Source organism: Kosakonia oryzendophytica (genome assembly GCF_027886705.1).
GTDB lineage: Bacteria > Pseudomonadota > Gammaproteobacteria > Enterobacterales > Enterobacteriaceae > Kosakonia > Kosakonia oryzendophytica.
Genome location: NZ_CP115659.1, coordinates 2,054,693 through 2,078,525 on the forward strand (window position 1 = coordinate 2,054,693; position 23,833 = coordinate 2,078,525).

32 protein-coding genes and 1 pseudogene are annotated in these 23,833 nt (G+C 57.3%); 2 read left to right on the plus strand and 31 right to left on the minus strand.

Annotated elements, in window-relative coordinates; all coding sequences use genetic code 11:
• Nucleotides 1-43: 43 nt before the first annotated feature.
• Together O9K67_RS09975 and O9K67_RS09980 are read left to right on the plus strand one after the other, a co-directional pair.
• Nucleotides 44-499 (plus strand): annotated as a pseudogene (locus tag O9K67_RS09975) (phage tail protein); the annotation flags it as partial.
• The gene (locus O9K67_RS09980) at nucleotides 499-1,107 is read left to right on the plus strand and encodes a tail fiber assembly protein (protein ID WP_271044611.1); all 609 of its coding nucleotides are present in this window, start codon (nucleotides 499-501) and stop codon (nucleotides 1,105-1,107) included. The pseudogene O9K67_RS09975 and the gene O9K67_RS09980, both read left to right, overlap by 1 nt.
• Here O9K67_RS09980 and O9K67_RS09985 read toward each other — a convergent pair.
• The 31 genes from O9K67_RS09985 to O9K67_RS10135 form a co-directional block, all read right to left on the minus strand.
• Entirely contained in the window at nucleotides 1,082-1,678 is a 597-nt protein-coding gene (locus O9K67_RS09985) for a tail fiber assembly protein (RefSeq protein WP_061494365.1), read from the minus strand. The two genes, O9K67_RS09980 and O9K67_RS09985, sit on opposite strands and share 26 nt — an antisense overlap.
• Nucleotides 1,678-2,634, minus strand: coding sequence for a phage tail protein (locus O9K67_RS09990; RefSeq protein WP_071889942.1), 957 nt, complete (start codon nucleotides 2,632-2,634; stop codon nucleotides 1,678-1,680). The genes O9K67_RS09985 and O9K67_RS09990 overlap by 1 nt, the downstream gene beginning before the upstream one ends.
• Nucleotides 2,635-2,636: 2 nt before the next feature.
• The gene (locus O9K67_RS09995; RefSeq protein WP_061494367.1) at nucleotides 2,637-3,215 is read right to left on the minus strand and encodes a phage tail protein I; all 579 of its coding nucleotides are present in this window, start codon (nucleotides 3,213-3,215) and stop codon (nucleotides 2,637-2,639) included.
• Nucleotides 3,208-4,311, minus strand: coding sequence for a baseplate assembly protein (locus O9K67_RS10000; protein ID WP_061494368.1), 1,104 nt, complete (start codon nucleotides 4,309-4,311; stop codon nucleotides 3,208-3,210). The genes O9K67_RS09995 and O9K67_RS10000 overlap by 8 nt, the downstream gene beginning before the upstream one ends.
• Nucleotides 4,302-4,649 carry a GPW/gp25 family protein gene (locus O9K67_RS10005; RefSeq protein WP_000859115.1) on the minus strand — a complete coding sequence of 116 codons (348 nt, stop codon included), beginning with the start codon at nucleotides 4,647-4,649 and terminating at the stop codon, nucleotides 4,302-4,304. Before O9K67_RS10005 ends, O9K67_RS10000 begins: the two co-directional genes overlap by 10 nt.
• 54 nt (nucleotides 4,650-4,703) lie before the next feature.
• On the minus strand, nucleotides 4,704-5,216 hold the full coding sequence (locus O9K67_RS10010; protein ID WP_021544460.1) for a phage baseplate assembly protein V: 513 nt from the start codon (nucleotides 5,214-5,216) through the stop codon (nucleotides 4,704-4,706).
• The gene (locus O9K67_RS10015; protein WP_061494369.1) at nucleotides 5,216-6,385 is read right to left on the minus strand and encodes a phage late control D family protein; all 1,170 of its coding nucleotides are present in this window, start codon (nucleotides 6,383-6,385) and stop codon (nucleotides 5,216-5,218) included. Before O9K67_RS10015 ends, O9K67_RS10010 begins: the two co-directional genes overlap by 1 nt.
• Nucleotides 6,373-6,585 carry a tail protein X gene (locus tag O9K67_RS10020; protein ID WP_021544461.1) on the minus strand — a complete coding sequence of 71 codons (213 nt, stop codon included), beginning with the start codon at nucleotides 6,583-6,585 and terminating at the stop codon, nucleotides 6,373-6,375. The genes O9K67_RS10015 and O9K67_RS10020 overlap by 13 nt, the downstream gene beginning before the upstream one ends.
• Nucleotides 6,585-7,469 carry a phage tail protein gene (locus tag O9K67_RS10025; RefSeq protein WP_061494370.1) on the minus strand — a complete coding sequence of 295 codons (885 nt, stop codon included), beginning with the start codon at nucleotides 7,467-7,469 and terminating at the stop codon, nucleotides 6,585-6,587. Before O9K67_RS10025 ends, O9K67_RS10020 begins: the two co-directional genes overlap by 1 nt.
• The gene (locus O9K67_RS10030) at nucleotides 7,469-9,934 is read right to left on the minus strand and encodes a phage tail tape measure protein (RefSeq protein ID WP_061494371.1); all 2,466 of its coding nucleotides are present in this window, start codon (nucleotides 9,932-9,934) and stop codon (nucleotides 7,469-7,471) included. Before O9K67_RS10030 ends, O9K67_RS10025 begins: the two co-directional genes overlap by 1 nt.
• A gap of 92 nt (nucleotides 9,935-10,026) precedes the next feature.
• Complete coding sequence (locus tag O9K67_RS10035; protein ID WP_097760445.1) at nucleotides 10,027-10,164, minus strand: GpE family phage tail protein; 138 nt, start codon at nucleotides 10,162-10,164, stop codon at nucleotides 10,027-10,029.
• Nucleotides 10,130-10,444, minus strand: a complete 315-nt coding sequence (locus tag O9K67_RS10040) for a phage tail assembly protein (protein ID WP_000084225.1) — start codon at nucleotides 10,442-10,444, stop codon at nucleotides 10,130-10,132. Before O9K67_RS10040 ends, O9K67_RS10035 begins: the two co-directional genes overlap by 35 nt.
• 98 nt (nucleotides 10,445-10,542) lie before the next feature.
• Entirely contained in the window at nucleotides 10,543-10,776 is a 234-nt protein-coding gene (locus O9K67_RS10045) for a hypothetical protein (RefSeq protein WP_290428372.1), read from the minus strand.
• 50 nt (nucleotides 10,777-10,826) lie between these two features.
• Entirely contained in the window at nucleotides 10,827-11,351 is a 525-nt protein-coding gene (locus tag O9K67_RS10050; RefSeq protein ID WP_164965982.1) for a phage major tail tube protein, read from the minus strand.
• On the minus strand, nucleotides 11,348-12,775 hold the full coding sequence (locus O9K67_RS10055; protein ID WP_061494373.1) for a phage tail sheath subtilisin-like domain-containing protein: 1,428 nt from the start codon (nucleotides 12,773-12,775) through the stop codon (nucleotides 11,348-11,350). The genes O9K67_RS10050 and O9K67_RS10055 overlap by 4 nt, the downstream gene beginning before the upstream one ends.
• Nucleotides 12,765-12,974, minus strand: a complete 210-nt coding sequence (locus tag O9K67_RS10060) for a hypothetical protein (RefSeq protein ID WP_271044667.1) — start codon at nucleotides 12,972-12,974, stop codon at nucleotides 12,765-12,767. Before O9K67_RS10060 ends, O9K67_RS10055 begins: the two co-directional genes overlap by 11 nt.
• Nucleotides 12,975-13,019: 45 nt before the next feature.
• Complete coding sequence (locus O9K67_RS10065; RefSeq protein WP_023304058.1) at nucleotides 13,020-13,484, minus strand: Gp37 family protein; 465 nt, start codon at nucleotides 13,482-13,484, stop codon at nucleotides 13,020-13,022.
• Nucleotides 13,484-13,930, minus strand: coding sequence for a gp436 family protein (locus O9K67_RS10070; protein WP_061494375.1), 447 nt, complete (start codon nucleotides 13,928-13,930; stop codon nucleotides 13,484-13,486). Before O9K67_RS10070 ends, O9K67_RS10065 begins: the two co-directional genes overlap by 1 nt.
• A 1-nt stretch (nucleotide 13,931) precedes the next feature.
• Nucleotides 13,932-14,288, minus strand: a complete 357-nt coding sequence (locus tag O9K67_RS10075) for a DUF2190 family protein (RefSeq protein WP_055311821.1) — start codon at nucleotides 14,286-14,288, stop codon at nucleotides 13,932-13,934.
• Nucleotides 14,289-14,298: 10 nt separating this feature from the next.
• The gene (locus O9K67_RS10080) at nucleotides 14,299-15,252 is read right to left on the minus strand and encodes a hypothetical protein (RefSeq protein WP_061494376.1); all 954 of its coding nucleotides are present in this window, start codon (nucleotides 15,250-15,252) and stop codon (nucleotides 14,299-14,301) included.
• A 13-nt stretch (nucleotides 15,253-15,265) separates the two neighbouring features.
• Entirely contained in the window at nucleotides 15,266-16,363 is a 1,098-nt protein-coding gene (locus O9K67_RS10085) for a hypothetical protein (RefSeq protein WP_032438842.1), read from the minus strand.
• A gap of 214 nt (nucleotides 16,364-16,577) precedes the next feature.
• The gene (locus tag O9K67_RS10090; RefSeq protein ID WP_061494377.1) at nucleotides 16,578-17,036 is read right to left on the minus strand and encodes a phage virion morphogenesis protein; all 459 of its coding nucleotides are present in this window, start codon (nucleotides 17,034-17,036) and stop codon (nucleotides 16,578-16,580) included.
• A 2-nt stretch (nucleotides 17,037-17,038) separates the two neighbouring features.
• Entirely contained in the window at nucleotides 17,039-17,860 is an 822-nt protein-coding gene (locus tag O9K67_RS10095) for a phage head morphogenesis protein (RefSeq protein ID WP_061494378.1), read from the minus strand.
• A complete protein-coding gene (locus O9K67_RS10100; RefSeq protein ID WP_061494379.1) occupies nucleotides 17,841-19,337 on the minus strand; it encodes a DUF935 domain-containing protein in 1,497 nt (498 codons plus the stop codon). The genes O9K67_RS10095 and O9K67_RS10100 overlap by 20 nt, the downstream gene beginning before the upstream one ends.
• The gene (locus O9K67_RS10105) at nucleotides 19,337-20,860 is read right to left on the minus strand and encodes a hypothetical protein (RefSeq protein WP_061494380.1); all 1,524 of its coding nucleotides are present in this window, start codon (nucleotides 20,858-20,860) and stop codon (nucleotides 19,337-19,339) included. Before O9K67_RS10105 ends, O9K67_RS10100 begins: the two co-directional genes overlap by 1 nt.
• Entirely contained in the window at nucleotides 20,857-21,402 is a 546-nt protein-coding gene (locus O9K67_RS10110) for a DUF3486 family protein (RefSeq protein WP_011410682.1), read from the minus strand. The genes O9K67_RS10105 and O9K67_RS10110 overlap by 4 nt, the downstream gene beginning before the upstream one ends.
• Nucleotides 21,402-21,713, minus strand: a complete 312-nt coding sequence (locus tag O9K67_RS10115) for a hypothetical protein (RefSeq protein ID WP_061494381.1) — start codon at nucleotides 21,711-21,713, stop codon at nucleotides 21,402-21,404. Before O9K67_RS10115 ends, O9K67_RS10110 begins: the two co-directional genes overlap by 1 nt.
• Complete coding sequence (locus O9K67_RS10120) at nucleotides 21,706-22,038, minus strand: hypothetical protein (RefSeq protein WP_000175096.1); 333 nt, start codon at nucleotides 22,036-22,038, stop codon at nucleotides 21,706-21,708. Before O9K67_RS10120 ends, O9K67_RS10115 begins: the two co-directional genes overlap by 8 nt.
• Nucleotides 22,035-22,688, minus strand: a complete 654-nt coding sequence (locus tag O9K67_RS10125) for a hypothetical protein (RefSeq protein WP_061496762.1) — start codon at nucleotides 22,686-22,688, stop codon at nucleotides 22,035-22,037. The genes O9K67_RS10120 and O9K67_RS10125 overlap by 4 nt, the downstream gene beginning before the upstream one ends.
• Entirely contained in the window at nucleotides 22,678-23,415 is a 738-nt protein-coding gene (locus tag O9K67_RS10130; RefSeq protein ID WP_061496761.1) for a transglycosylase SLT domain-containing protein, read from the minus strand. The genes O9K67_RS10125 and O9K67_RS10130 overlap by 11 nt, the downstream gene beginning before the upstream one ends.
• Complete coding sequence (locus O9K67_RS10135; protein WP_054622930.1) at nucleotides 23,415-23,765, minus strand: putative holin; 351 nt, start codon at nucleotides 23,763-23,765, stop codon at nucleotides 23,415-23,417. The genes O9K67_RS10130 and O9K67_RS10135 overlap by 1 nt, the downstream gene beginning before the upstream one ends.
• Nucleotides 23,766-23,833: the final 68 nt, after the last annotated feature.

Consider the following 23,833-nt stretch of genomic DNA (forward strand, 5'->3'; position numbering starts at 1 on the left):
TGGGAGGATTTTTACAGATTTCGCTATGTGTAACTGCTTTTCCAAAAACCTTGGTTTAGGGGAAGGCTCTGCTTTGCCAGTTGGCGTCCCCGTTCCGTGGCCGTCAGCAACGCCGCCAACGGGGTGGCTCAAATGCAATGGTGCCGCGTTCACAGCCTCACAGTACCCTAAGCTGGCACTGGCCTATCCGGCGCTGAAACTTCCAGATTTGCGTGGTGAGTTTATCCGAGGCTGGGATGACGGACGTGGTGTAGATGCGGGTCGTACACTTCTCACTGCTCAGGCCGATGAACTGCGCTCTCACAATCACCGTTTTATCAATGAATACGGCACACCCTCTACAAATTTCATTGCTTTCACCGACCAAAACAGCGAAGGCGTTGACGGCGGCCTACGCGAGGGTTCAAGGGCATGGACTTACATCACGATGGAGAAAACGGGAGGCAGTGAAACCAGACCGCATAACGTGGCATTTAACTACATCGTGAGGGCCGCATAATGGCAGAAGCACAATTTAACAACGATATGATCGCTATCGTTGCCGGTGAAATCACCGTTCATAACTTTGATGGTTCAACTCGTGAATATCGTTCCTCATCCGTCGAGTATGTTGCCGTTGGGGTTGGACTACCAGCACATTCATGCATTGACTCCCCAAGAGAAAGCACAGAAGGCTTTGCCATCTGCCGGACGGCAGATTTTACCGACTGGGAGTATGTTGCCGATCATCGGGGCGAAACAGCCTACAACAAGGAAACCGGGCAACCCTTTATCATCAGTGACCTTGGGGATTACCCTCCGGGTTCAACCCCTGAAGCACCCGAGACACCCTACGATATATGGGATGGACAAAAATGGGTGACCGACTCAGTAGCTAAGCGCAAGGTCGATATTGAATACGCAGGGGAACAACGGCTGCGGCTGCTTTCTGAGGTGGATGACATAACATCTGACTGGAGAGTGGCGTTGATGCTGGGTGATATCAGCGAGAGCGATAAAACTAAACTTTCAGCATGGATGGATTATAAATCAGAAGTGAAAGCCGTCGATATTTCGACGGCTCCTAACGTCACATGGCCAGTCAAGCCGGGGGCACAGGCCAGCTGATATCTGGTACCGAATTTGTATCCAGTGCCTGCAACTCCCTGATATAGGCCAGCCAGTTAATCAGGCTGGCTTTATCTTCATTACTGATGACACCAAGCTGTAACTCTGTCTGCCAGAAACTGATGGTTGCCCTGGCGTCCTCTACCAATGCTGCTTTTCTTTGTTCAGCGGCGTCAACATCGGCAGAATGTTTCTTATCGGCATCCGTCACCCATGCAGTGCCATTCCAGATATCGTATGGTGTACCGGGGGCCAGCAGAGTGGTATCTGCCGTATAATCACCCAGATCGGAAACCACAATAGCCGCGCCGGAGTGGATGCTATATACAGTTTTTCCCCGATGGTCAGGAATATATTCCCATGCGGTTAGATCCTTAGTGCGGCAGATGGCGTGCCCCGCGCGGGCTTCACCTGGCACGTCAATACAGGAATTGGCCGGAATGCCAACACCAATGGCAAGATACTCAACAGAAGAAGATATGTATTCACGGGTTTCGCTGCCGTAGTTATAAACGGTGATGTCTCCATCTGCTATGGCAATCAAATTATTGTTCAGTTCAGCTTCTGCCATCATTCGGCCCTCACGATGTAATTAAATGCCACGTTACGCGGACGTGTTTCAGTGCCGCCTGTAACTACAGTTGCGTACTTACTGTTAGCCATTCCATTGGGCGTACCTACGCTAGAACTGACCGAGTTATCGGTAGACAGCAATCTATCCCCCTGCTTGTCATTGGGCGTCAGCACACTACTGTCCCATGCATCCCATGCGGGTACGTTGTGCGCATGACTTGCGAACAAGTGCCCCTGAAGACTCAGTAATTCACGATTACTGTCTACACCACGTCCGTCATCCCAGCCTCGGATAAACTCACCACGCAAATCTGGAAGTTTCAGCGCCGGATAGGCCAGTGCCAGCTTAGGGTACTGTGAGGCTGTGAACGCGGCACCATTGCATTTGAGCCACCCCGTTGGCGGCGTTGCTGACGGCCACGGAACGGGGACGCCAACTGGCAAAGCAGAGCCTTCCCCTAAACCAAGGTTTTTGACAAACAGCGCCGGGTCAGGAATATCAGCGCCGTTCTGGTCTTTGGCCAGCTTCTCCGCCAGCTTGTTCAGCACCGTGGTCGCAAAATTCGGATCGTTGCCGAGGGCGTCAGCCAGCTCTTTGAGTGTATCCAGCGTCTCAGGGGCGCTGCCTGCAAGCGCCGCAAGTGCTTTAGCCACAAACTCCGTCGTCGCCAGTTTCTTGCTGTTGTCGCTATTTTCAGGCGTGGGCGCTGTTGGCGTGCCGGTGAATGTTGGGCTTGCCTTCGGCGCGTACTGGGTATGCGGGTCTGCCGCCGCGATGTGTTTCGCAAGGTCAGAACCACCTTTTTCAACCTGTTGTTTCAGGTACAGCGTGCGGCTGGCCAGTTGTTTACCCTGACGGTTAGAAATCCCGTCAGGCCCGCCCAGAACGGGGTCGGAGACCTCAATCTGATAGATGCCGTCTTCCCACTGCGGGGTTTCAGGTAGGTTTGCCATAATTAACTGCTCCCGTGGTTATAGCTACCGTCATAGTTGACGGTGTTGTTGTAGCGAATGGCGACAGACTGATACTCCAGACTCGCCAGATGGCAGCGGGCCGGAGCAAAGGCAGCGAGCGTCTGACGTAGCAGTGCCGCCTGGTCGTTAGTAATGGGCTGTTGAAGGATGACGCGATAGACCGCCCAGGCTTCCGCATCGCCATGCACGAAAAGTCCGTTGTAACTGTGTTTGCCGTCGTAGCCGATCTGGCCAGTGCCTTCAATCAGATCCACTTCGCCGAAGCCAAAACGGCGGATAATTTCCCGGATTGACCACGGCGTCCCTTTATAGCGGTGCAGCTCGATAGCGGATTTGATAAGCATGCGGCGTACATCGTCCGATTCCGCCAGCTCCCAGCCATCGCCGAACAGTGAGAACTGCTCGCCCAGCCATGGCAGCGCGGAACTGTCGACGATATCGACGAGATAGACCATCAGTACGCTCAGGTCGAGGTTATCCAGCCGCCCGGCCAGTCTTCCCAGCGTTCTGAGGCTGATATCACCCTCAAGCGGCGGCGGGAGTTGCAGCGGCTCAGCCATCAGACACTCCGGTCATGTTAAGTGTGATCGCCGTACAGTTTGCCCATTCGTTTTCTGCCACTACCTTCAGCGCCGGTGTCACCAGTTCAATCTGGTACACCCCGGAGACGGACAACACGCTGATAATCTGGCTGGGAACAATATCGCGCCCCAGCGTGGCGGTACGTGATGCCACCCAGTTCTGTATGGCGCTGTTAGCGTTGTCCTTTACCGAGTTGGCATCCTGATCACGATAGATCGTGATATTGGCTTCAATGGTGTAATCCACCTGAACAGGTGTTTTAGCCCGCACGGTATCAGTAAGTGGCCTGACTTTTTCGTCCGAGCAGAAACTCTCTACCAGCGTGAGGATGCTGTCGTCCGGCAGGCCGGTGCTGAGCAGCGGATACAGCTCTACGGTGCCGGGAACCGGGGAAAGCAAGGCAACATCGACGATGTTGGGATGGGCCTGCATGGCATGAAAATGGTATGCCATACGGCTTCCGGCGTTAGTGAATGACTCCGGCGCAAGTTTGATACGCTCGCGGAGCCTGTCATTGTCTTCCTGCTCAGAACCGCCAGAACTGGCTGCCAGATTGGTCACCTGCAGGTCGACGTTATCAATTTCATCGAGCAACTGACTAACCTGCGCAGGTTGCCAGCCGTTGCCAGCGGCTCCCGGTTCGGTACAGGTGGCCGTGGCATTGACCAGCAGCAATCCGGCTTTCAGCACCACGTCCGTATCGGTGGCAAAAATAATGCTGTCGGAAGCGCTGACGCGGGTGCCTGCCGGAATCAGCACATCAATGGCCAGTTCCTCATCCACGGAGAACTGGAGCGTGGTCGTGGCAGGCTGCGCGGCAAGACGGTATACACCGACCAGTTCACCGAGGTAATCAATCATCGGCTCACGGGCAAAGGCGACCAGATTCTGTTTGGCCGCTTCCTGCGCCGCCACCCTGACCAGCATTTCGCGGTATGCCCACAGGTCAATCAACAGGCGCTCAGCCTGAGCGGGATACAGCGTTTTGCCGGTTGCAGCTTCGTACTGTGCAATCATTTCAGCCGTGATTTTATCGGCATCACGTTCAATAAAATCGGGTTCTGTCAGCGCCATAGCAACTCCTGAGTCCGGGGCTGTCCGTCAGAGCCTTTCCAGCTCACCCGGAGCGTAAGATGTTCGCCATCGACGGCGGGTTTAACCGACATAAGCTGGCAGCGAGGCTCCCAGCGGCGGATGGCATCGACGGATTCGCGCACCACATGCGGAATGGCCCGGTCAATAGGCCAGTCGATATAAAGGTGCAGATTGCTGCCGAACTCCGGGCGATGCGGGTCGCTGCCGCGAGGAGTACGCAGGATGATTTGAATGGCCTGCCAGATATCATCCAGCCCCCGGACGATTTCGCCAGGGGCCTGCAGAGCCGGTTGCCAGAATACTGAGGTTGTTTTCATGGGGGCAGTATTGCCCCTGTGCGGGAACGCCGATATTAAAGGCGTTTAAGAAGGTCAGTGGGAATGGTGATTAGAGTTCGGGCCGTCAGAGAGCATGCTGCCTGTCGAGTGGGCATTGCCGTTGATTTCAAGGTTGCCGTTCACCGTGGTGGTGTCAGCGGTCAAATCAATGGTTTTCCCCTTCAGGCTGATACCCACTGCAACCTCGATCACCACATGCTCGATACCACCTTTGACCGTCAGCGTATGGGTCGCACGGTTATAGCTGAACTCTGCGCCATCCGCGTATTTCGTGCCCCGGACATTTTTGTCGCTGAACGGCGGTTTATCGACTTCTGAGTACACCGCGCCCAGAATGACACCATCCTCGCCGTTGGCATCGAGCAGCACTTCAACCTGCTCCCCCACGTCAGGGAGCCAGTAATCCTTGTTATCCTGGGTATTGCGCTGCAGCACGTTAAGCCAGTTAGTGCGCAGGTTATCGCATTCCGGCAGACGAACGCGGGCCTGAACCTTGTCGGCATCGACGGCGCTGACCGTACCGACCTGACGAGTGACGCCTGTCATTATTTTTTCTCCTTTATTACCGTGGACGTGCTGCCGTCCGGTTTATAGACGGTCAGCGTCTGGTTTTTTCCGGTCTTTTTACCTTTCTTCGCTTTGCCCTGCGTAACCGGCCCTCGTGCCACTTCCAGTTCGGTGATGTAGCCGCTGTTACGGTCAAACGCATGGCGGGCAGTAGTTATCAGCCATGGCCCGGATAACTGACCAAAACCCACCAGTTCAATTTTGTTGCCTGCAGTCAACTGAGGCGTCCCCATCAGCGTCAGCGAGCCGTTCTGCTGGTATTCGTTATGCCTGGCCAGCGCCGAATCTGCTTTAATCCGGGCGCTGTCCGGATCACTGACGCGGCTGTTGACCTTCAGTGAGTCGGCACTGGTGACCTTACCGCCTTTGGTTTGTTTGTCGCTTTCGCTGGTACCGCCATCAGCTTCATAAACGATCAGCTTTTTATCGCTGCTCTTCTGGTGTTTTACCTTCGCGGATTTGTAGACGCGGTTGATGGTGTCACGCAGGGAAAAGCTGGCCACATCCTGCGGCTTTAACTGCCTGATCGGCTCCTGACCGCGCAACGTGGCAAGATGAGAAAAAACCAGCTGGTCGCTGACCACTTTCACGGCATAACCATACTCGCTGGCCAGTCGGCGCAGGAAGCCCACGTCCGTTTCAGCATACTGGGTCACCCGGTCAATTTTGATGGACTCAATACTGCCAACCAGCTTCAGCTGATGCTTTTTGGCAATCCGTCCGGCGATGGCCGCCAGCGTGGTGCTCTCGAAACCACGACTGGATTTTGTCCGCAGGGCGTTGTTGACCGACGTGGCCACGCCCCGGATAGCGACAACGGACGCGGGCGAACTCACCTCGATCTCGTCTATAGAGAACGTACCGCAGGACAGCAGCTTCTCGCCCTGATAACCCATTTTCAGCGTCAGCGTGTCACCCTTGCCCGGATACCACTTATCCAGCCAGCGGTCATCGGTGTCGTCCAGTTCCACCTCAATGGTATCGGACTCGCTTTTGATGTTATCGCTGTAGGTTACGCGGGTGACATAGGGGGCGATATCGGTGGTGATGTTCTTCTGCAGATACCATAGCGTGAACACCGGACTCAGAACATCGCTGACGCCGGTTAACGCTGATGCGGCTTGTGCAGTGCTGTTTATCTCAGCCATGGAGCAATATCCTCTTCTGTACTGGCTTCTTCAGCCTCGATAACCGGAATCAGTAACAACAGCCCGGAGGGCAGCACCGGCGTGATGGCCACGTGTGGATTGGCGGCAATTATCCGGGGATAGCCCAGCGGGTCGCCGTAGTACTGCCATGCGAGAGAGTCCCAGCGCTCTCCGTCACGGGTGACATGTTCAAGAAACATCACACACTCCTCGCCAGAATTTTGGCTGCCATGGTGCTTAACCCCGCCGACATACGGGTGAAGGTGGTGCTGGCGGAGTTAAGCTGCCCGGAAACGGCATCCAGCGCCGCTGCGATATTGCTGCCGTCCACGCCGCTCAGTGAAGACTGTGCCTGTTGTACATACGTGGCCGCATCACTGGTGGCTCTGGCCAGACTGATGGCATCAGGCATGGATTCAGAAAGCGCATTAAATGCCGGAACGCTTTGACCCAACGCCCCGGACACGTTGCCCAGCCCGCTCATCAGCCCCGGTACGCGGGTCAGTGCAACGGCGGGGTTATCCTTCATTTTCTGCGCAACCCGAACGGCACTGATGGTGGTCTGGAGAACAGACTGCGCCTGTTTGGCGTAGTTGACGCCGTCGCGGACGTACTGCGCTACCCCGGAAGGTGAAGGAACGGCACCGGAGACCGCCCCGACGCCGGGAACCTGCGTGCGTATTGCGGGTGGCTGTAGCGGGTTTTTCGGGTCGCCGATGTACTCCCGGAGAGACGCGGTGGCATTGACGGCCAGCACGTTGCCGGTGCTGTCGGTCTGCTCGCTGGTCGCAGTAACATCGGTAATCACGAACCAGCCGCGATAGTCACCGTTGCCGAAGACCAGCGCTAGCGCCTGATGGGCCTTCATGGCCGTTCGCAGTCTCGCCAGCTCCACGTCGGGCACACAATAGTGCTGATGGAAGACCAGGCTTATCTGGATTTCGTCCAGCTTATCGCCAACGAACTGCAGGCCGGGCTTACCCTCGATACGGGGATGCTCCGCATAATCGACGCCGAACGTGACCTCGAAGCCGTCCCAGTAGGTAATCAGTTCAAACTCAATATCACCCAGTACTGCAAACATCAGCTGTACCTCCTGCGTTGTTGCTGAGCCAGCAGACGCTCCAGCATTTTCTCCAGCTCATGCAGGCTCATATTCAGTGCGCCGGTCAACCCGTCAGGCGCTGCGGTTTCTTTGCCATTGAGGAAAAACTGAGGATTAAAGCTGACCTGAATACCGCCAGATGTTCCACCGCCAGTTGCAACTGCGCCACGACCTGAATATCCCGCAGCCATGATTTCCGGCGACGGGATACGGGGAACATTCGGTGTCATTTCGGTAGCCAGACGCTGCCCGGCCAGCGCAGCCTGTGGTGTCGTGCGTTGCAGGCCGATAGCCGCTCCCTGCGCGATGTTGTCACCAAAGCCCATGAATACCCGGCTTGGCGAATGGATACCCAGCTTTTCTTTAAACCAGCCACCGACGCTGTCGCCCATGTCTGTGACGGTGGTTTTGAGCGACTCCCATTTGTTTTTGATGCCGTTAATCAGGCCGTCGATAAGATGGCCACCGAAGTCGGTGAACTTCGCTGGCAGCTCAACGCCGAGATATTTCAGCGCAGCCGCAAAGGCTTTATAGAGCAGACCAACCGGCGACCAGTTAATCAGCAGCTTACCAATCCCCACGACACCGCCATTAAACGCCTCTTTAATGTCAGCCCAGCGCTGTTTAAACCAGCTACTGACTGCGCCCCAGTTGCGATAAATAAGGTAAGCTGCTGCCGCGACGGCGGTGATGGCGAGACCAATGGGATTCATCAGCAGCGCCCGGCCAATCCAGAGAACGGCCCGCCCGGCGATCATAATGCCGCGAACCAGCCCACCTGACAGCACACCACCCAGTGTTCTGGCTCCTCTGGCGACGGCGCTGAAGCCGGTCACCAGCCAGCGGAGCTTACCGCCTTCACCGAGTGCAAGCGACAGTCGAAGCCAGTTGGCCCGCAGTAAAACGGCATTTTTCCAGACGTTAACAAAGGGGGAAATAAGGAGATTCAGCCCCAGCTTGAGACCGATAGTGGCCATCTTGAAAGCGAGTAATGCTCCTACAACCTTTATGGTGCCGCTGACGATTTGCGGGTTTGCCGCTATCCATTTGCCGACACTGTCCATTAAAGGAATAAAAGTCTCACCCAGTTGGATCAAGGTCGGGCGTAGTGACTCACCAATGCTGATGGCTGCCTCGTTAAAACCAATCTGAGTTCTGCGCCAACGACCTTCGAGCGTATTATTTTGTTTTGCAGCATCCTTATCCAGCGTAGACATTGCTGACGGGGTATTCATTTCCTGCTTGCTGGAAAGGTATTTATTCCAGCCCTGACGCATTGACAGTAAATGGTTAACGGTCTGGATATCAGTGAAGACTTCTGCCAGACCAAATGCCTCCATTAGTTTCTGCTGGCCTTCCTGATCGCCTCTTGATCCTGCTGCTTTCCATTGCTGTAAAAACGCCTTACCTTTACCGTCAATGAAACGGTTGGCAATCATCAGCGAGGCTTCGTACTGTGAAAAGCCCTGAGCGACGTAATTCTGCATTGACCCCTGGTAATCCACCCCGGCTTTAGCATATTTCTGGATAGTATCTCCGCGCCCCATCGCCGCCAGCCAGTTTGACATATTGGTGACGGCCTCTTCCGCTGAGCCGCTGCCTTTACCAACTTCCAGACTGGCGACGATCTGGGTTATGGCGTCTTTGCCGTAAATACCACGTGCAGCGAAGGCTTTGGCCATACCGGGTAACGCTTTCGCCATATCCTTCAGTTCAAACGAGCCTAGCTTAGCCCCGGTTGCCGCAATCCCAAACGCCTGCTCCAGCTCTTTCGCATCGGTAATTTTCAGCGCATCGCTAAAGGCGTAGGTCATTTTTGCGAGGTCAGTCATATCCGCTTTGGTGGCCGTGGCCGCTTTACCGAGCATCCCGGCAAATTTAGCTGCCTGCTCCGGGTTCATACCATCGGCAACTAACTGACCAACACCCCCTAGCAGGGACTCCTGGAGCTGATTGACCTGAAGGGATGCCCGACGAATGGCCGTACCGATGGCCTGTTCCTGCCTTGAATCCAGATCACCAGTGACACTGATATCCCGCAACTGCGATTCAAACGAGGCATATTGTTTGACTGAGGCCATGACCGGTGCACCCAGTGTTCTGCCGATGGCATAGGTTTCTGCTCCCTGGCCATAGAGCGCCATGCGGTTAGCTTTCAGCGCGTCACTGGTGGCTGATACTGCTGACAAACGGCGCTGCTGGCGCTCAATTTGCTCCATTGTGCGGCTTACCCGCAGCAGGTCGCTGTTGAGGCGCTGCATCCGGGAAGAACCCAACTGACCATAGCGTTCTGTTGCACGGGTTAAGGCGTTTTGGCGTTCCTGCAGGCGGCGCGATGTATCGCCCAGGGAATCAAGGGCGCGTCGGGTACCGCTGACGGCTGAGCGGAAGCTGCTCCCGACAATGCCGCCAATAATGACGCCGACTGAAAATTCACTGGCCACGGTGGTTATCCTCTGAAAGCGGAAAAACGGAAGGAAAATGTCTGAGAGCCATGCAGAACAGCCGCGAGTAGCGGCTGTTAAGTGATGAGGAGTTAATGATTATCGCCGAACTCGCTTCTGATTTGCTCTTCAGCCTGCTCCAGCCACATCTCCAGATCGTCAGTATCGAGGGCATCAATCTCCCCCGGCTGAAATCTAAACCACCTCGCCAGCAGCCCCTGCGCCTGCATCAGCGTTTTCGTCGCTCTTGCCCAGCCCAGTGACTTGCTGAAATCGTTTCTGCAGCTCCATGTAGTCGGCAAGATCCATATTATCGAGGTCTTCCGGAAGAATACCGGTGCTACGGGCAATCAGCGGCTCGTCCCAGTCAGCCGGGTCTTTACTGATTTTGCGCACCTGCTTCAGGTCTTTGACCGTCAGGCGTTTCAGTTCAACCTGCTCAACTCTGGTGCCAGCAGCGGTGGTGAAGGGGTAAGACAGCTTAAAAGTATCGGATTGGGTTTGTGACATGATCGTGCTCCTGTGTAAGTTCAGAGCAGTATGTCTGGTGGTGGGACTGGCAGATATTAAAGGGGATTAAGAAGAAAGGGGCCGAAGCCCCTGTGATATCAGTGAGTGCGAAAGCCTTTGCAGTTACGCAGGAAGGCGATAAGAAGTGCCTTTCCTTCAGATTTGCCGATGCCGGTGAACCAGTGGTCAGGTGGCTCCCATGCCTCAATCAGGTCAGCGAGCTTTCGTGCTTTGGAGCGTGTGCAGTCAATCGGGTCATTGGTTTTCTGGGTATTAAAAAGGTTTTCCACCCCTGAAATATCAAGGATGGTAAACCACGTACCATTCCCCATGCCAATCGAACCACAGTTCCCGCCTTTATCTTCAATCTCGATGGTCACCGTCAGCCCCCGATGTTGATGCGGTAGTCGGTCAACTGGTCAATGCCGCCGACGCGGAAGATGTTGGCCAGATAGTCCAGCTCCAGCAACTCTTCACCATCCAGTACCTGCTTGATGTACGTGCAGGTGAAGCTACTGGAGAACTCGGCGTTCTCATGCTGTTTGAACGTCCCCAGCGGGTTCTTCTTAAACATGATCGTCAGGAAAGTGACCAGCGGAATTTCGTCAATCAGCCCCTGCGAACTGTAGCGCTGAACGCTGGAACGGCACTGCAGCGCCAGCGACTTATACGGGTTCGCGGCAGACAGCATCGCGTCGCGGTAAAAGCTGTTCCACTTGATCTCGCCCTCAAGCTTGTCGAAGCCAGCAGGGAGTTCCACCTTGCCCACCATCCCCAGCGCCTTATGCTCCTGCATGGTCATGGAGACGTCAGGCAGTTTGACCTCCTCGGCCCGGCCCAGCAGGTTAGCGCCATCCAGGTAGATGTTGGCATTCGTGATGCGGTTGATCTCAATCTTTGCCATCAGCTATTCCCCTTCAGGGTTAACAGGTATTCCGAGGTGATCTCAGTCTCAAACGTCAGTCGCTCCAGTGGCGGTGGCGGCGTGTATTTGTAGCTCAGCAACAGGTGACCGGCGGCCAGCTCCGTCTCTTCATTACGGGCCGGATCAAACCAGCAGCTGAAGCCCAGCAGCGCACCGTCGCCAATCAGCTTGCGACCGTAGGCGTTGACCGACTCCGTCAGCGCATCAATCAGCGCCTGGGTAATCGGCATGTCGATGTACTGCTGGCTGAAATAACGCAGCGACTCGTTGATCACATCACCGGTGCGGCGAACGTTCTCAAAGTTGCGCATATGGGTGACCGTTGGCCATGCTGCCGTCCGGTTCCCCCACAGACGCAGGCCGCTGCCGTAGCTGCTGAAGACCGTAGTGATGCCCTGTTCGTTGAGCAGGTTCACCTCGCTCTGCGGGTCATCAATCATTGCCGACAGCTGGCGCTCGACGCCGGTGATACCCAGAATCTCCTGGTTGGAGGACGACCACCAGTAGCCCTTGTCCAGGTCGACTTTGGCACGCAGACCTGCAGCACGCTGGCTCAGCGGCTCCAGCCGTTCGCTGTTGGTGGCCGCGTCGTACACCTTGACGTGCGGGTAGCACAGACGGACGCGGTCGGAGCTGGTATTGAAGTTAATGGTGCCTTCCGGGCCACGCCCCGCCAGAGCCTGCGCAAAAGTGGTACCAATCGGCGCGTCGATGTAGGTCACCGCGCCCAGCTTCTCAGCCATGGCGATAAGCTCAACCGAGACGCTGTTCTGGGTGCAGAATACCGGGGCAATCAGGATTTTGGCGAAGTAGCCAAACAGGTTGAAGCTGTCGTTGAGCAGCTTCATGCCGGTACGGTTGCCCGCCGCGTTAACGGCACCGATGATATCAGCCGGGGTGACTTTGGTCGGATCAGCATAGTTATAGCTGGCCTTCACCGTTGCATCTGCAGCAATGCTCTTACCGAGGTTGGTAATCACCCCGGTCTGTGCATCAAGCGAGTAGTCCTGACCTTCCACATAAGGCTGGCCATCGCTGTCCGGTTTCAGCACCAGCTGCGCGACCACCGGATTAGCCAGCTGCGCTTTGCCCGTCGCCTTGTCGAACGTTACGTCTTCATCGGCCACAGTGGTTTTATGCACAACTGGATCAAGCACGTTAATGACCAGAACGGTGCCTGCGCCATGGTCGTAGATCGCATCCAGTGCCTGCGGAATGGTAAAGCCGGTGAGCTGGCTGCCAAACGCCGCTGCATCTTTCTCAGACAGGCACTGCACCAGCGTATTGACGTCCCCCATCGGGGCAGTACCAATCAGGCCAATGACGGCAGACTTCACCGTTTTAACCGGGCGAGCACCGTTTTCCACCTCAATGGTTTCGACGCCATGCAGATAGTTAGCTGCCATGGGAGTCCTCCGTTTTCACATCGTTGTCGCCGCCGTTCCTGCGCTTTGGTGACTGCATAGCCGGTGTGCTGGCGGGTTTAGTCTCTTCAGATACCGGTGTCAGATGCTTCAGCGCCACCAGTACCTTCACATAGTCATGCTCCTCCGGCAGGGAAACATTCTTCCCCGGCCAGAGCAGGATTTCGGTTCCGTCCGACAGCGTGACGCCGCTGGCCGGGCCGGAATAGCGGTATTCTTTCTTTCATCACTCGCTTTCCTCATAGTTCACTTCGGTTAACAGCGGGCCGGACGGTAAATCGCTGTCTTCGATAAAGACGCTTTCGGTTGCGAAGTCGAGAGCGTACTGCCACAGCCCCTTGACCTCACCGATAAACACTTCACGGGTCAGCCAGATACGACGGCGGCAATTCGGCGGGGTGTAGCCACCGAGGATGCGGCGGACTGCATCCAGAACGTCAATCGCACCTCTTTTACCGTTGAGCTGGCGGAAGACCACCGAGACGCAGAGCTGGATAGTCTGAGGCTGGATCACCGCACCAATATCATCGGGTTTGTCGAAGCGCGAACCGGCATAGCTCAGCAGCAACGCCCCGACAGGATGATTCAGACGGTATTCGGACGGCTTTTCCGGGAAGTACTCCACCTGCAGCTGCGGCAGCTTCTCGCGCAACCGGGCCAGCACCGCATCGAGGACGGGCAGAACGTTCATCAGTATTTCTCCAGTAAGCCATCGCGCCCGCCAAAGGTGGGGCGGCGTGCCCACGCCCGGATTTCACCGGACTCAGGCACATCCTTCTGAGTGGACTGCAGCCCCAGCGTAAGCTTCCCGTCGCGGATGGCCTCAAGCTGACGCCGGGCCTCTTTGTTGTCGTCTTTGACGGTGTCAGGCAGATCACCTTCAGGACGACGGATATACAGGCGGTAACGCACCAGCGTGATGGCAATATCCCGCAGAACGGTAGGCACTTCTGCCAGCGGCAGGGTATAGCGGCCACGAAGGTGCGCATCAATCAACTCCCCGGCGTAGCGAATACAGCTGTCCACAACCGTCACATTCACCGTGGCAGGGGTGTCGAAATCCACGACCTCGTTAGTGAGCTGAATCAGCGTTGACTCAGGCACTTGTTCCTGTAAATCCGCCAGGGTGCAGTACATGTCACACCCCGCGCAGGATGCGGATAACGTCACCTTCGGCCAGTGCCTCATCCAGCGCAATCCCGGCAGAGATTCCCGCAGGGGTATCTTCCGTGGCGGCTGTCTGGGGAACGGCGCAGGCGTTTGCATCCGACTGGACGTTCTGCCCCTTAGCAATCGCGGCACCGGCCTCGACCGCAACAATACCCAGTACGTTGACCGGCGTTACATCACCGGCAGCGGCATCCACCTCCGCCACACCGAGCGCGACGGCTCCGGCCTGACAGGGTGCGTTATCGGCACCGACAAAGCGCTGTTGCGTCAGCGCCGCGCTGGCCGTCACGGTAGTGGTCAGAATGACCTGCTGAGTTGTACCCATGAACGTCTCCTTATTTCACGATGTTGGTGACGAGATACCCGGCATCGCCACCGACCACGGCGACTTTGTAGATATCGGTATAACGGCAGTACTTCACCTTGCCGCCGACGCCATCGTATTTATCCGCCACCGGCATCCCTTTACGGCGCAGGGTGTAACCGAATGACGGCTCGTTTTCGTCGGCGCTGTCAGTGCCCGGCTGGGGTTTACCGACGTAATGCAGCATCAGGTTGTCGCCCCAGATATCAGCCGGGACTTTGTCCTTGCTCTGCGCGTCTTTCATGGAGGCCATGGAGACCGGCTCGCCGACCACCACATCTTCCAGCTGGAAAAGGTCTTTCAGAATTTCGATGGTGATACGCTTGCGTTCGTTGGCACCAATCGCGGCCTGAATCGCCGGGTGGAACTTCAGCAGCGACATCACGCTGGCCCCCATGGTCATCAGGTTCGGACGCAGGCCGGTGGCTCTACGCACCGCTTCGATCCCGCCTTCAATGATGCCAATCGGGTCACCCTTGCCACCACCCCAGCGGTCGGCAGCGGCCAGCGCTTTGACGTTAGCCGCGCGATAGACGTTCTTGTCCTGGGCCAGACGGGCCGCATACAGTTCTCGCTTGAGGTTGACGCCGCTCGTCACACGGCGAATGGCTTTGGCCTCTTCGTTGAACATCGACTCTGCCTGCTCGCGATAGTCCACCGGCGCGGCCAGATCGTGCTCGTTGAGAACCAGGTCCAGCTTGCCGGTTTTCTCGCGCACCAGAACGTTACTGTCAGCCCCCACGGCACGCTCGGTGTCGTACTCCACAAAAGCGGATTTACCGAAGGTCGGCACGGTCACACCTTCCTTATCGGTAAGGACAATGGGGAAAATGCGCTCACCGATGAACGCGGCATTTTTATAACCGCGAGCGATGCTGGTCAGCACCGGGTCAACGACGCGCTTACCCTTTAAATAGTCAGACATGTTCTCTCCTTAATTACAGGCAGCGGGAGACAGCAGCGTCGTAGCTGATGCCTTCTTTTTTCGACAGTTCCAGCGCTTTCTGATGCAGCGCCAGACGTTCCGGGTCGGCTTCAGCGAACTCCGCTGACGTCGTTTTGATATCCGTGTTCACGCGGTCTTTGGTCGCATGCTCACTGAAATTCAGTACCGGATCAGTGCTGTCCAGCAGCGTCTTAAACGCCGTGGCCAGCGGGGTGCGGGTATCGCCTTCAGCAAACTCAACCGGCTTGTCACCTGCAGAGACCGCGTCCAGGATGGCCACGACTACCGACTTCGCTTTGGGGGCCAGTCGGCCATCGCCAACCAGCTTCTCGGCAAAGGAGACGTTCTCCGCGTGCAGTTTGTCCTGCTTGCTCTTCGCTTCCTGTTCTGCCCGCTGGGTGGCTTCCGCTTTCAGACGTGTGTTTTCCGCCTGAAGCGCTTTGATTTCTTCTTCAGTCATGGTGCTGTTCTCTTGTTGAGGGTTGGGATTGTGTTCACTGAAGTCCGGTTCAGACTTCCCGGTGTCGCGGTAAGCCTCTTCACGCAGGGAGTCAACCTGCCATGAAGGAAGCACCTTGTCGGTCTCGTCCAGCCCGAACTGAGCAATCAGAAAATCGCGCAGACGGCCCCATAAAGAGGCATTGGTGATATCACTCCAGTCGGCAAACTCCACGACGCCTTCTTCTTTCTCACCAAACGAGACCTGCTTCAGCCCCTTAATGGAAGGTGGCTGCGCGCCCAGAAAGCCGACATGACGCAGGTAAAGCGTGCCGGGCTTCGGGTTGTTCGGTGAGTCAGGGAGATAGAATGAGGCGGAGACCTTCTTGAAGCGTCCGTTGCCCACCAGTTCGGCAAACTGCGGGTCGAGCTGGTCAGGCTCAGCGAGCAGATCGCCGCCGTTAAGCGACAGGGATTTCACCCAGCCCCACGCCGGGTCTTCCGTTTTGGGGTGGCCAATAACGAGAGGCGCTTCATGGACGGACGGGTCATAGGCTTTCACGCAGGCGGCAAGATCGCTTTGCGTGAACGGCAGTTTCGTGCCGTGCATATCGGTATGAGTACCGGCTTTAAAAATGTGAATGGCTGGCATTTTGCTGTCCCGCGTTACGTTGTCGGGGACAGTCTGTGGAAAAAGCATCAGCAGCGCTTTTAATCTGCTTTAGAAAAAATCGGGGGTATCAGTACGGGGAATGTCATGCTGCAGGCGAATAGTGGTGCAAAGCGGGGGCTGTAAAGCCTTTATAAAGGTAATACAGCCCCTCAGCGGCTGGCAATGATAAATCACCCGCCTGTAGAGACAAAACTCAGCGACGGGCCGCTGCTTCAAGATGGCGGACAATCGTATCGAGGATGGGGACAACCACTTCAGGCTGCAGTTCACCGTCCCCCGTCAGCGGCAGGAACGGACGGGCAGGAAGTTCAACGGACTCATTATGTCCCGTTTTACCACCGAACTGGTGAATCGGCCCATAAACGACATTAGTGCCAACCTCTGCCTGCCGGTCGTCATGGTCGGTTGATACCGACCCCATCAGACGCCCGGTATCCTGCAGCGTTTGCCCGTCGCGCTCCTGCGCTGCCAGTGAGGGAGTCCACCCCGGACGCCCCTCATCGAGAAAGTTAAACTGCGTTTCCGCCAGCAGGGTTCCGGCGATTTTGCGCATCGCGGGTTCCAGGTCTGTGGCTGCAAGGTCCAGCGCACGAAGGCTCCGGCGCAGGGATTCATCGTTAATGGTGACATTGACCAGGTTATCGGAAGCCATCGTTATCCTCTCAGTTCCTGCTGTGCCAGCGGTTGAAGCGTACCCTGATAGCGGGCAAGGTCGGGACGGTATGCAGCCCCCGGCGCATAAGACCAGCCGACGTCGGTGGCCACCTTCGTGGTGCCGGTATTGAAGGTGGCGACGTTCTGCATCTCGCCTGTTTTCTCTGAAACCAGCTTCAGCTCCCATCCCATGGCTGAGCCAGAACCTGACACCTTCAGGCCACGGGCACGCACATCCGCCGCGCTCAGGGCAATCACACCACAGCGGCAGCGCCAGCCGTTCGGTGGGTAGAACGCCTGCCAGAACGGGTCATCATAGCGCAGTACCAGACCATGCAGCGCCAGATGGCTCTTGCGGGTATGGCTGTCGTTGATGCCGGTATACATCCAGTACGGCCTGTCGTCGACGTTCTCCATCTGCTCAGCCCAGCGACCGGCGCTGTAGAGTACGGACATATTGGTGCGAAAGATGGTGTCGAGCCGCCACGGGCTGCCCTGCTGGATGGTGACCGGCTCGCCCGTTACCGGGTCGGTGGTGTCACGTGGCCCCCACCATCCCTTACGCTGCAGCTCCGGCTCCAGCTCCTGCCGGAACCAGCGGCCTGTTTTTCCTTCATCGACAGCCTGCTGCAGTGCCCCGCGAATATCTTCCAGGATATCAAGGCGGGTCACTTTGGCGACGGTAAAGGCGCGGGCATGGGCATCCTGCCACATCTCCTCCCAGTCCCACGTGAAGCTATACCCTTTGGACTTCAGGTAACTGATAGCCCGTTTGGGGGGCAACGTCATGCAGTACCCCAGTTCAGCCGTTGTCACGCTCATGCAGACGCCCCCAGACAGTTGCAACAAACATAATCCGTGCCAGCCGTTCCTGCAGGTCTTCAGCGTTCATCTGAGGGTACAGCTCGGCCAGTTCGCCCAGCAGCTCAGACGGGTTGACGCCATCTTCAACCCGCTTAAACAGAGGAGCCAGTACGGGTTCCAGCGTGCCATTTAACGCGCCTCCGTTCATCAGAATATCCAGCGCGTCGTCCAGGGCCTGCTGTGCCTGAATATCGGCATCAATGGCCTCGGCAAATGACAGCGGCAGCATGTTCTTCTGGCGTTCTGACGGTGGTGCCTCGTCAATATCGCCGTCCTGCAGCTGGTACTCACGCTTGAAGTATTGCGGGGTGAAGACCACACCGGCGCGGCTGAGTTTCTCGTCGCGGGTTGCCTGGGTATCGTCGACCGTTCCCTGTTCCCACATCTTCCAGACGGGGCTGGCCACATCGCCAAAGTTCATTGATACCGCCATCCTGATGGCCTGATTCACCGCGCTTTCCACGATATCAGCATCAGCGTCACGGATATCATCGGTAACCTCCAGTCCGGCCTGCGCGGAGGCGCGGTTACTGTTGGCCTCGGTGGTCTGGTTCTGCCCCAGCAGGGCGATGGAGATTTCACTGCGGGCAAGCGTTATCAGGTTCTGATAAATATCGCTGCTGTCGGCCTTGCCTGCGGCCTCCTTAATTTCAATGGAGGAATCGTCAGGGATAGCGGCCACCGCGTCTTCCACCATTGCCTCCATGGAATCCAGCAGCAGGTCAATCTCGCCCTGGGCCGTCCCGCGCGGATGCTTGCCGATGACCCACGGTGAGCCGTACTTCTCGGCAAAACGCACCCAGAATTTCATGCCGCCTTTTTTGAAGGTCACGGGCCAGAAGCACATCGACAAATCAGGGAAGCCATACGGGTTGTCGTAGGTCGCATCCTGACGCGGTACCACGAACTTGTTCAGCGGTACCGGCTCGCCTTCCAGCCCGGAGTCCTTGGCGCGAAAGCGCAGCAGGTTGTCATTATCGAACTGGAACCACTCTGGCGGCTTGCCCACAATATCGGCAATGGCCCAGGATTTAACAGAACGCCCCCACATGACCTCACAGGGCTGATACCCGTAGAGAACGGCGTCGGTCATCTCGCCGATGATGCGGGACAAATCCAGATCATCGAGCATATCCCGGATGAAGCTGAATACCCGCGCCGGGGCATGACCGCGCTCAAGACCACGCTCCAGCGACTTGACCGCCGCCTTACGCCTGCGGATGCAGCCGCCGACCAGCGGGTCGGTACGCAGCTCGCGATAGATGCGGATATCCCGGCCCTGAGATTTCAGAATGGGGTCAGGGTTAGGCAGGTACATCCCCAGCCCGAAGAAGTCGATGGAGCGGCTGCGCGAGGCGATCTGCTCCGTCAGCGTTTTATTGGGTTCGGCAAATTTGACGAACTCACTGGGTGAAACCCAGAGTCCACGGGCCATCAGTAATCCTCCAGCATACGGGCCGCCTGACGACGACGGCGTGAGCTTGCCTTCACCGGCCCTTTGTTAATTTCACGGCTGGCGAAGTACGCCAGCGCCAGCGCGATGGCTGAATCCCCGTGACGTTTGCCACTGTCAGACTTCGCTTTTGAGCGCTGTTCCGGCACGCGGGGAACGCCGTTTACCACCTGAACGGCCCGCAGGTCATCCAGCGTGTCTTCATCCTTCGGTAAATCCACCAGGTTGCCATCTTCCAGCGCAGCTTTGACCGGCGGCATATGCTCGCGATACCAGTTTTCAGTTGGCATCACCTGCTTAACCCGGCTGGAGCCGTAGCGCTGCATGGCGTATTCGGCGAGGTAAGAGCCGTTACCACGGGCATCAAGCGCCGCGCCCATCAGGTTTGGCAGGCCATCCATCAGGTACCAGGCGATTTGCTCCTGCTGTTTGAACGGCACGTTACGCAGCTCCAGCACGAACGGCACGCGGCGAACCAGGTTCTTCTCCTGCAGCAGGGGATAGTCCACCGACAGGTCACCGCTGCGGCCAAAGTCGCGCCCCAGGAAAGAACGTGCGTCAGCAGGCAGCGCCTCCAGCAACGGTTTCAGATGTGTATCAAGCCACTCCTGCGTCTCGCTCCAGCGGACATCATCGGGCTTCAGCTCGTAACCCTCCGGGCAGGTCAGGCGCAACACCGGCGTGCCAGCTGACATACGGGACTCAATCAGGGCGCGGGACAGCCAGGCTCCGCCACCGTTGGCCGGAACACAGTCAAGCTCCTCCGATGCACCGGCACCGTAGAATTTGTATACCGATGCCATCCACGCCTGCTCGGACGCTTCCGACCATTCTTTCCCGGTACGCAGGCAGACGCGGTGGAACAGTCCCTCGGACACAGCCTCCTGAAAAGTAATGCGATGTACGCTGCCCCCCTGACGCCCGGCCCGGATATCACCGATAAGCGTATTGAACGGGTTATCGTCACCGTCATGGGTGGAAATAACGCGCACTTTACCGCCCCAGATAAGCATCGCCAGCGCCGCCTTCAGCAGTTCGTCCAGTTGCTCATGGAACGCCGCTTCGTCGATAACGATGATGCCCTGACGGCCACGCAGGTTAGACGGGCGACTTGAGAGCGCGACAACGCGGAAGCCGGAGTCAGGGAATTTGATGGTGTAGGTCTTGATGTGCTTGTCGTCTTCGTCCTCCTCCCAGAAACCCTCTTCGATTTCACTGGCGGCATAGTTGAATGCCCGCGCCCACATCGCACACGCCTGGATATATTCGACGGTCATGTCCTGGTTATAGGCGATGTAATACACGTTCATCCCGCCCGCAGGCGCTGAAGAGGCAGCGGTCAGCACATCATCGGACGCCTCAGCCCAGGTGATACCGGTACGGCGGCTCTTCTCAATCACCTTAAGCGGAGACGTGTCAGCCACCCAGCGCTGCTGGTAGGGCATCAGAACGGCGGGGATATCCAGCGCCGAGGTATCAGGCAAAATGGGAGCAAGCTGGCTCATGTGGCAATCCCCAGAATTTCACGACGCAGCGCCTGTACCGCATCGGTTGACAGTCCCCCCTTACGGGCAATTTTCTCGGCGTTGCTGGCCGCCTGCTGCGCTCTGGCCCGGACTTCAGACTGGAACTTCTTGAGGTTGACGGACGCGCGGGACAGCGTGGCCACGTTCTTCGCCACCTTCGACAGCAGCGCCACCCGCTCTTTAGGGTCGACTTCGCCTTCTTCCGCTTCCTGCAGCTGGACGATGCTCTCGAACAGCTCGGTCTGAATCAGGGCGATCACCGCCTCCGAACGTGCATCCTGATCGTCAGCCGCACCTTCGGTCAGCATCCGGGCCGCTTCGGTGGCCGCACGGATAGCGCCATAGCGGCGCTCAATCTTCTGGCCATAGCGATGGATAGCCGATTTGCTGATGACGTAACCCTGCTCACGCAGCAGTGACTCCAGCTCGTTATACCCACTGAAGCCGGATTCAGTCAGCGCCCGCTCAAGCCAGCGACGCACGTCTTCCGGCAGCTTTTCTATCGTGCTGCGTCTGGCCATCATTCACTCCAGTACTTTTCCGGGCGGGCGATACCGGGGCCGCATTCCACGGTGTATTCCACCAGGTCAACGCCGAGGCGGGTCAGGTCGGCAAACCAGTCGCCGGAGGTTTTTTTCTCCAGATCAACCATCTTGCGGTCAGCCAGATAATCCAGCTCACGGCGCAGCTCCAGCGGCGTGGTGTCCTGGTAGATGGCGCGGGACACGTCCAGCAGCAGCGTCTCGCTGGCGGTGTACGGGCGGGTTTTGTTCAGAGCAACCAGCAGACTCCAGCGCAGGGATTCCCGGCGCACGCGGGCGATATCAACCATGGTGACCTCCTGTATGACGGTACTGCTGTACCACTTCCAGCTTGTTGTAGAGTGCGTCCAGCTTGGCCTCGATGACCGTCTGGCCACGGATGTAATCCTCGCGGCGGACGTAGTTCAGCGGTAAATCCGCCTTAAACCGCATAAATTCTTTTTCCAGCTCGCCCCAGTTGGAGGCGGACTGTTGTAACGACTGCTCAAGGGAGGCGAACCGCGCCGCCTGACGCTCTTCCGCTTTACTGAACAGCCACTTGGCCATACCGCCGACAAAGCTCATGAAGGTGATGAGAAAGCCCACCACCGTCCAGAATTCAACCTGCAACGTCATTTCTGTAATCCTTCCCGTTCGTCCAGCAGTTGGTTTATCTGGCTGCGCCAGATGCGGCACTGCTTCGCGTTGTCGATGATGTTGGCGAGGACATCACGCTGGGAGACGCCTGAGTCGCGTAGCCAGGCGTCAGCGGCTTCAGGTTGCCCGGACGCTGCGCCAGTGCCGGTGCCAGAGGCGGCAGTTGTGTCTGAATGACCGGTGCCGACGGATGCGTTGTCATATCCGAGCGAGGCGTTGTACTGGCGCACGAAACCGCGAGTAAACACGCACTCAATGGGATGGCTCTTGCCTTTTTCATCAATCCAGCGCTGTGTGACATCGTTAATTTGCCCCTGTAGTTGTTTGTTCTGGCTCTCAAGCTGAGCAATCTGCTCAAGGTAACTGGCTTCAGCCTGCTGCCCGGCGGCAACCTGCTCCTGATACCGTTTTGCCCATGCTCGCAACGCAGCGTTCTCAAGCGTTGCCTGCTCCGTTTTGTATGTGTCGAATGCTGACTGCAACTCACTGATCGCCTTATCGCCGTCGCGCGTGGCGTTTTCATGCCCGCTTTTGTAGCCCAGGTAATAAAGTCCAATCAGAAAAGCATTTATGAGCACTGCCAGCAGCAGACTGCGCCACGGCAGATTTTTTAGCAGGTTAGTCCACACAGCTGCCGCCCCCCCATGTCAGATAACGGGGGGCCAGCTCCCGAAGGATGCGCTGCGGGTAGTGGCGGTTCTCCCGCCAGTTGGCAGCGCTGCGCCCGGCATTCACCGTGGCGACATGACCAAACCAGCGGGTGCTGTCCAGCCCCTGCTGCGTGGCCAGCCGCTTGTCCCGCTGTACCCAGCCCAGACCTCCGTTATAGCCCGACAGCGTCATGGCCATACGTTCGCAGCCGTTGGCGGCGCTGACGCGCTGCCACAGCCAGCGGTCATAGCTGACCAGCGCCCGGATGGCCCACGCCGGGTTAAACGGCTCACGGCTGTTCAGCCCCGGCATCAGTTGGCTTATCCAGTCAGCGGTGGCGGGCATAAACTGCGCCAGCCCCTGAGCGCCAACCGGCGAGACCGCATCAGGTCGCCAGCCGCTTTCCTGATGCAGCTGTGCGCCGAAGTCAGCCACCGGCGCAGACATTCCCCATTCAAGCCGGGCATTACGGATCACATCGTCGCGATACTGCAGCGCGGCCTGCGGTGGCTGGGCTGCGCGGGCCTGACTGAAGAAGCCGCCACACCAGAGCAACCAGGCCACCGTTACTGAACCAAAGAGCTGCCACCAGAAACTGTGCTTACCCGTGCGGGCCTGCCCGTGGCGGGCCAGTTCGATGCCCAGCCCCAGCAGTACCAGCACGGCCCAGACAACCTGAGGCCAGTACATATAGAGGGTCATCATTAAAGCCCCGTCGCTACGGCCAGACAGACTGCGGCAACAATCAGCGCACGGCGGATTAGCGCAGCGGAAAAGACCAGGTGAAGTCCTGTCTGTACCGGGTAACGCCCGTCGGCCATCAGCCTGTCGTCATGCTTCAGGTACTGACCTGGCCTGGCTTTGGGGAAAAGCGAACGGTCAAGCCAGTAGCCCAATACTGCCGCCAGCGTGATGAGTGACAACTTGTAGACAACCACCGGAAGCTGCTGGGGCGATACAAGACCGATGGTGCCGAGCAACAGCACTGCGGTCAGCAGCCAGCCGCTGAGACGTGGCTTTTTAACAGGGGGAATGAGTTTTTTCAGGTTTTTCATGGTGCGTCTCCTTGTTGTGTGGGAGACAGCATCACAAATGTCAGGGGAAAGGGATTTTAAACAGCGTT

Coding starts and splice junctions, on each gene's coding strand:
- O9K67_RS09980 (WP_271044611.1), top strand. CDS start 499: ATGGCAGAAGCACAATTTAACAACGATATGATCGCTATCGTTGCCGGT.
- O9K67_RS09985 (WP_061494365.1), bottom strand. CDS start 1,678: ATGGCAGAAGCTGAACTGAACAATAATTTGATTGCCATAGCAGATGGA.
- O9K67_RS09990 (WP_071889942.1), bottom strand. CDS start 2,634: ATGGCAAACCTACCTGAAACCCCGCAGTGGGAAGACGGCATCTATCAG.
- O9K67_RS09995 (WP_061494367.1), bottom strand. CDS start 3,215: ATGGCTGAGCCGCTGCAACTCCCGCCGCCGCTTGAGGGTGATATCAGC.
- O9K67_RS10000 (WP_061494368.1), bottom strand. CDS start 4,311: ATGGCGCTGACAGAACCCGATTTTATTGAACGTGATGCCGATAAAATC.
- O9K67_RS10005 (WP_000859115.1), bottom strand. CDS start 4,649: ATGAAAACAACCTCAGTATTCTGGCAACCGGCTCTGCAGGCCCCTGGC.
- O9K67_RS10010 (WP_021544460.1), bottom strand. CDS start 5,216: ATGACAGGCGTCACTCGTCAGGTCGGTACGGTCAGCGCCGTCGATGCC.
- O9K67_RS10015 (WP_061494369.1), bottom strand. CDS start 6,385: ATGGCTGAGATAAACAGCACTGCACAAGCCGCATCAGCGTTAACCGGC.
- O9K67_RS10020 (WP_021544461.1), bottom strand. CDS start 6,585: ATGTTTCTTGAACATGTCACCCGTGACGGAGAGCGCTGGGACTCTCTC.
- O9K67_RS10025 (WP_061494370.1), bottom strand. CDS start 7,469: ATGTTTGCAGTACTGGGTGATATTGAGTTTGAACTGATTACCTACTGG.
- O9K67_RS10035 (WP_097760445.1), bottom strand. CDS start 10,164: ATGCAGGCGCAGGGGCTGCTGGCGAGGTGGTTTAGATTTCAGCCGGGG.
- O9K67_RS10040 (WP_000084225.1), bottom strand. CDS start 10,444: ATGTCACAAACCCAATCCGATACTTTTAAGCTGTCTTACCCCTTCACC.
- O9K67_RS10045 (WP_290428372.1), bottom strand. CDS start 10,776: ATGGGGAATGGTACGTGGTTTACCATCCTTGATATTTCAGGGGTGGAA.
- O9K67_RS10055 (WP_061494373.1), bottom strand. CDS start 12,775: ATGGCAGCTAACTATCTGCATGGCGTCGAAACCATTGAGGTGGAAAAC.
- O9K67_RS10065 (WP_023304058.1), bottom strand. CDS start 13,484: ATGAACGTTCTGCCCGTCCTCGATGCGGTGCTGGCCCGGTTGCGCGAG.
- O9K67_RS10070 (WP_061494375.1), bottom strand. CDS start 13,930: ATGTACTGCACCCTGGCGGATTTACAGGAACAAGTGCCTGAGTCAACG.
- O9K67_RS10075 (WP_055311821.1), bottom strand. CDS start 14,288: ATGGGTACAACTCAGCAGGTCATTCTGACCACTACCGTGACGGCCAGC.
- O9K67_RS10080 (WP_061494376.1), bottom strand. CDS start 15,252: ATGTCTGACTATTTAAAGGGTAAGCGCGTCGTTGACCCGGTGCTGACC.
- O9K67_RS10085 (WP_032438842.1), bottom strand. CDS start 16,363: ATGCCAGCCATTCACATTTTTAAAGCCGGTACTCATACCGATATGCAC.
- O9K67_RS10090 (WP_061494377.1), bottom strand. CDS start 17,036: ATGGCTTCCGATAACCTGGTCAATGTCACCATTAACGATGAATCCCTG.
- O9K67_RS10095 (WP_061494378.1), bottom strand. CDS start 17,860: ATGAGCGTGACAACGGCTGAACTGGGGTACTGCATGACGTTGCCCCCC.
- O9K67_RS10100 (WP_061494379.1), bottom strand. CDS start 19,337: ATGGCCCGTGGACTCTGGGTTTCACCCAGTGAGTTCGTCAAATTTGCC.
- O9K67_RS10105 (WP_061494380.1), bottom strand. CDS start 20,860: ATGAGCCAGCTTGCTCCCATTTTGCCTGATACCTCGGCGCTGGATATC.
- O9K67_RS10110 (WP_011410682.1), bottom strand. CDS start 21,402: ATGGCCAGACGCAGCACGATAGAAAAGCTGCCGGAAGACGTGCGTCGC.
- O9K67_RS10115 (WP_061494381.1), bottom strand. CDS start 21,713: ATGGTTGATATCGCCCGCGTGCGCCGGGAATCCCTGCGCTGGAGTCTG.
- O9K67_RS10120 (WP_000175096.1), bottom strand. CDS start 22,038: ATGACGTTGCAGGTTGAATTCTGGACGGTGGTGGGCTTTCTCATCACC.
- O9K67_RS10130 (WP_061496761.1), bottom strand. CDS start 23,415: ATGATGACCCTCTATATGTACTGGCCTCAGGTTGTCTGGGCCGTGCTG.
- O9K67_RS10135 (WP_054622930.1), bottom strand. CDS start 23,765: ATGAAAAACCTGAAAAAACTCATTCCCCCTGTTAAAAAGCCACGTCTC.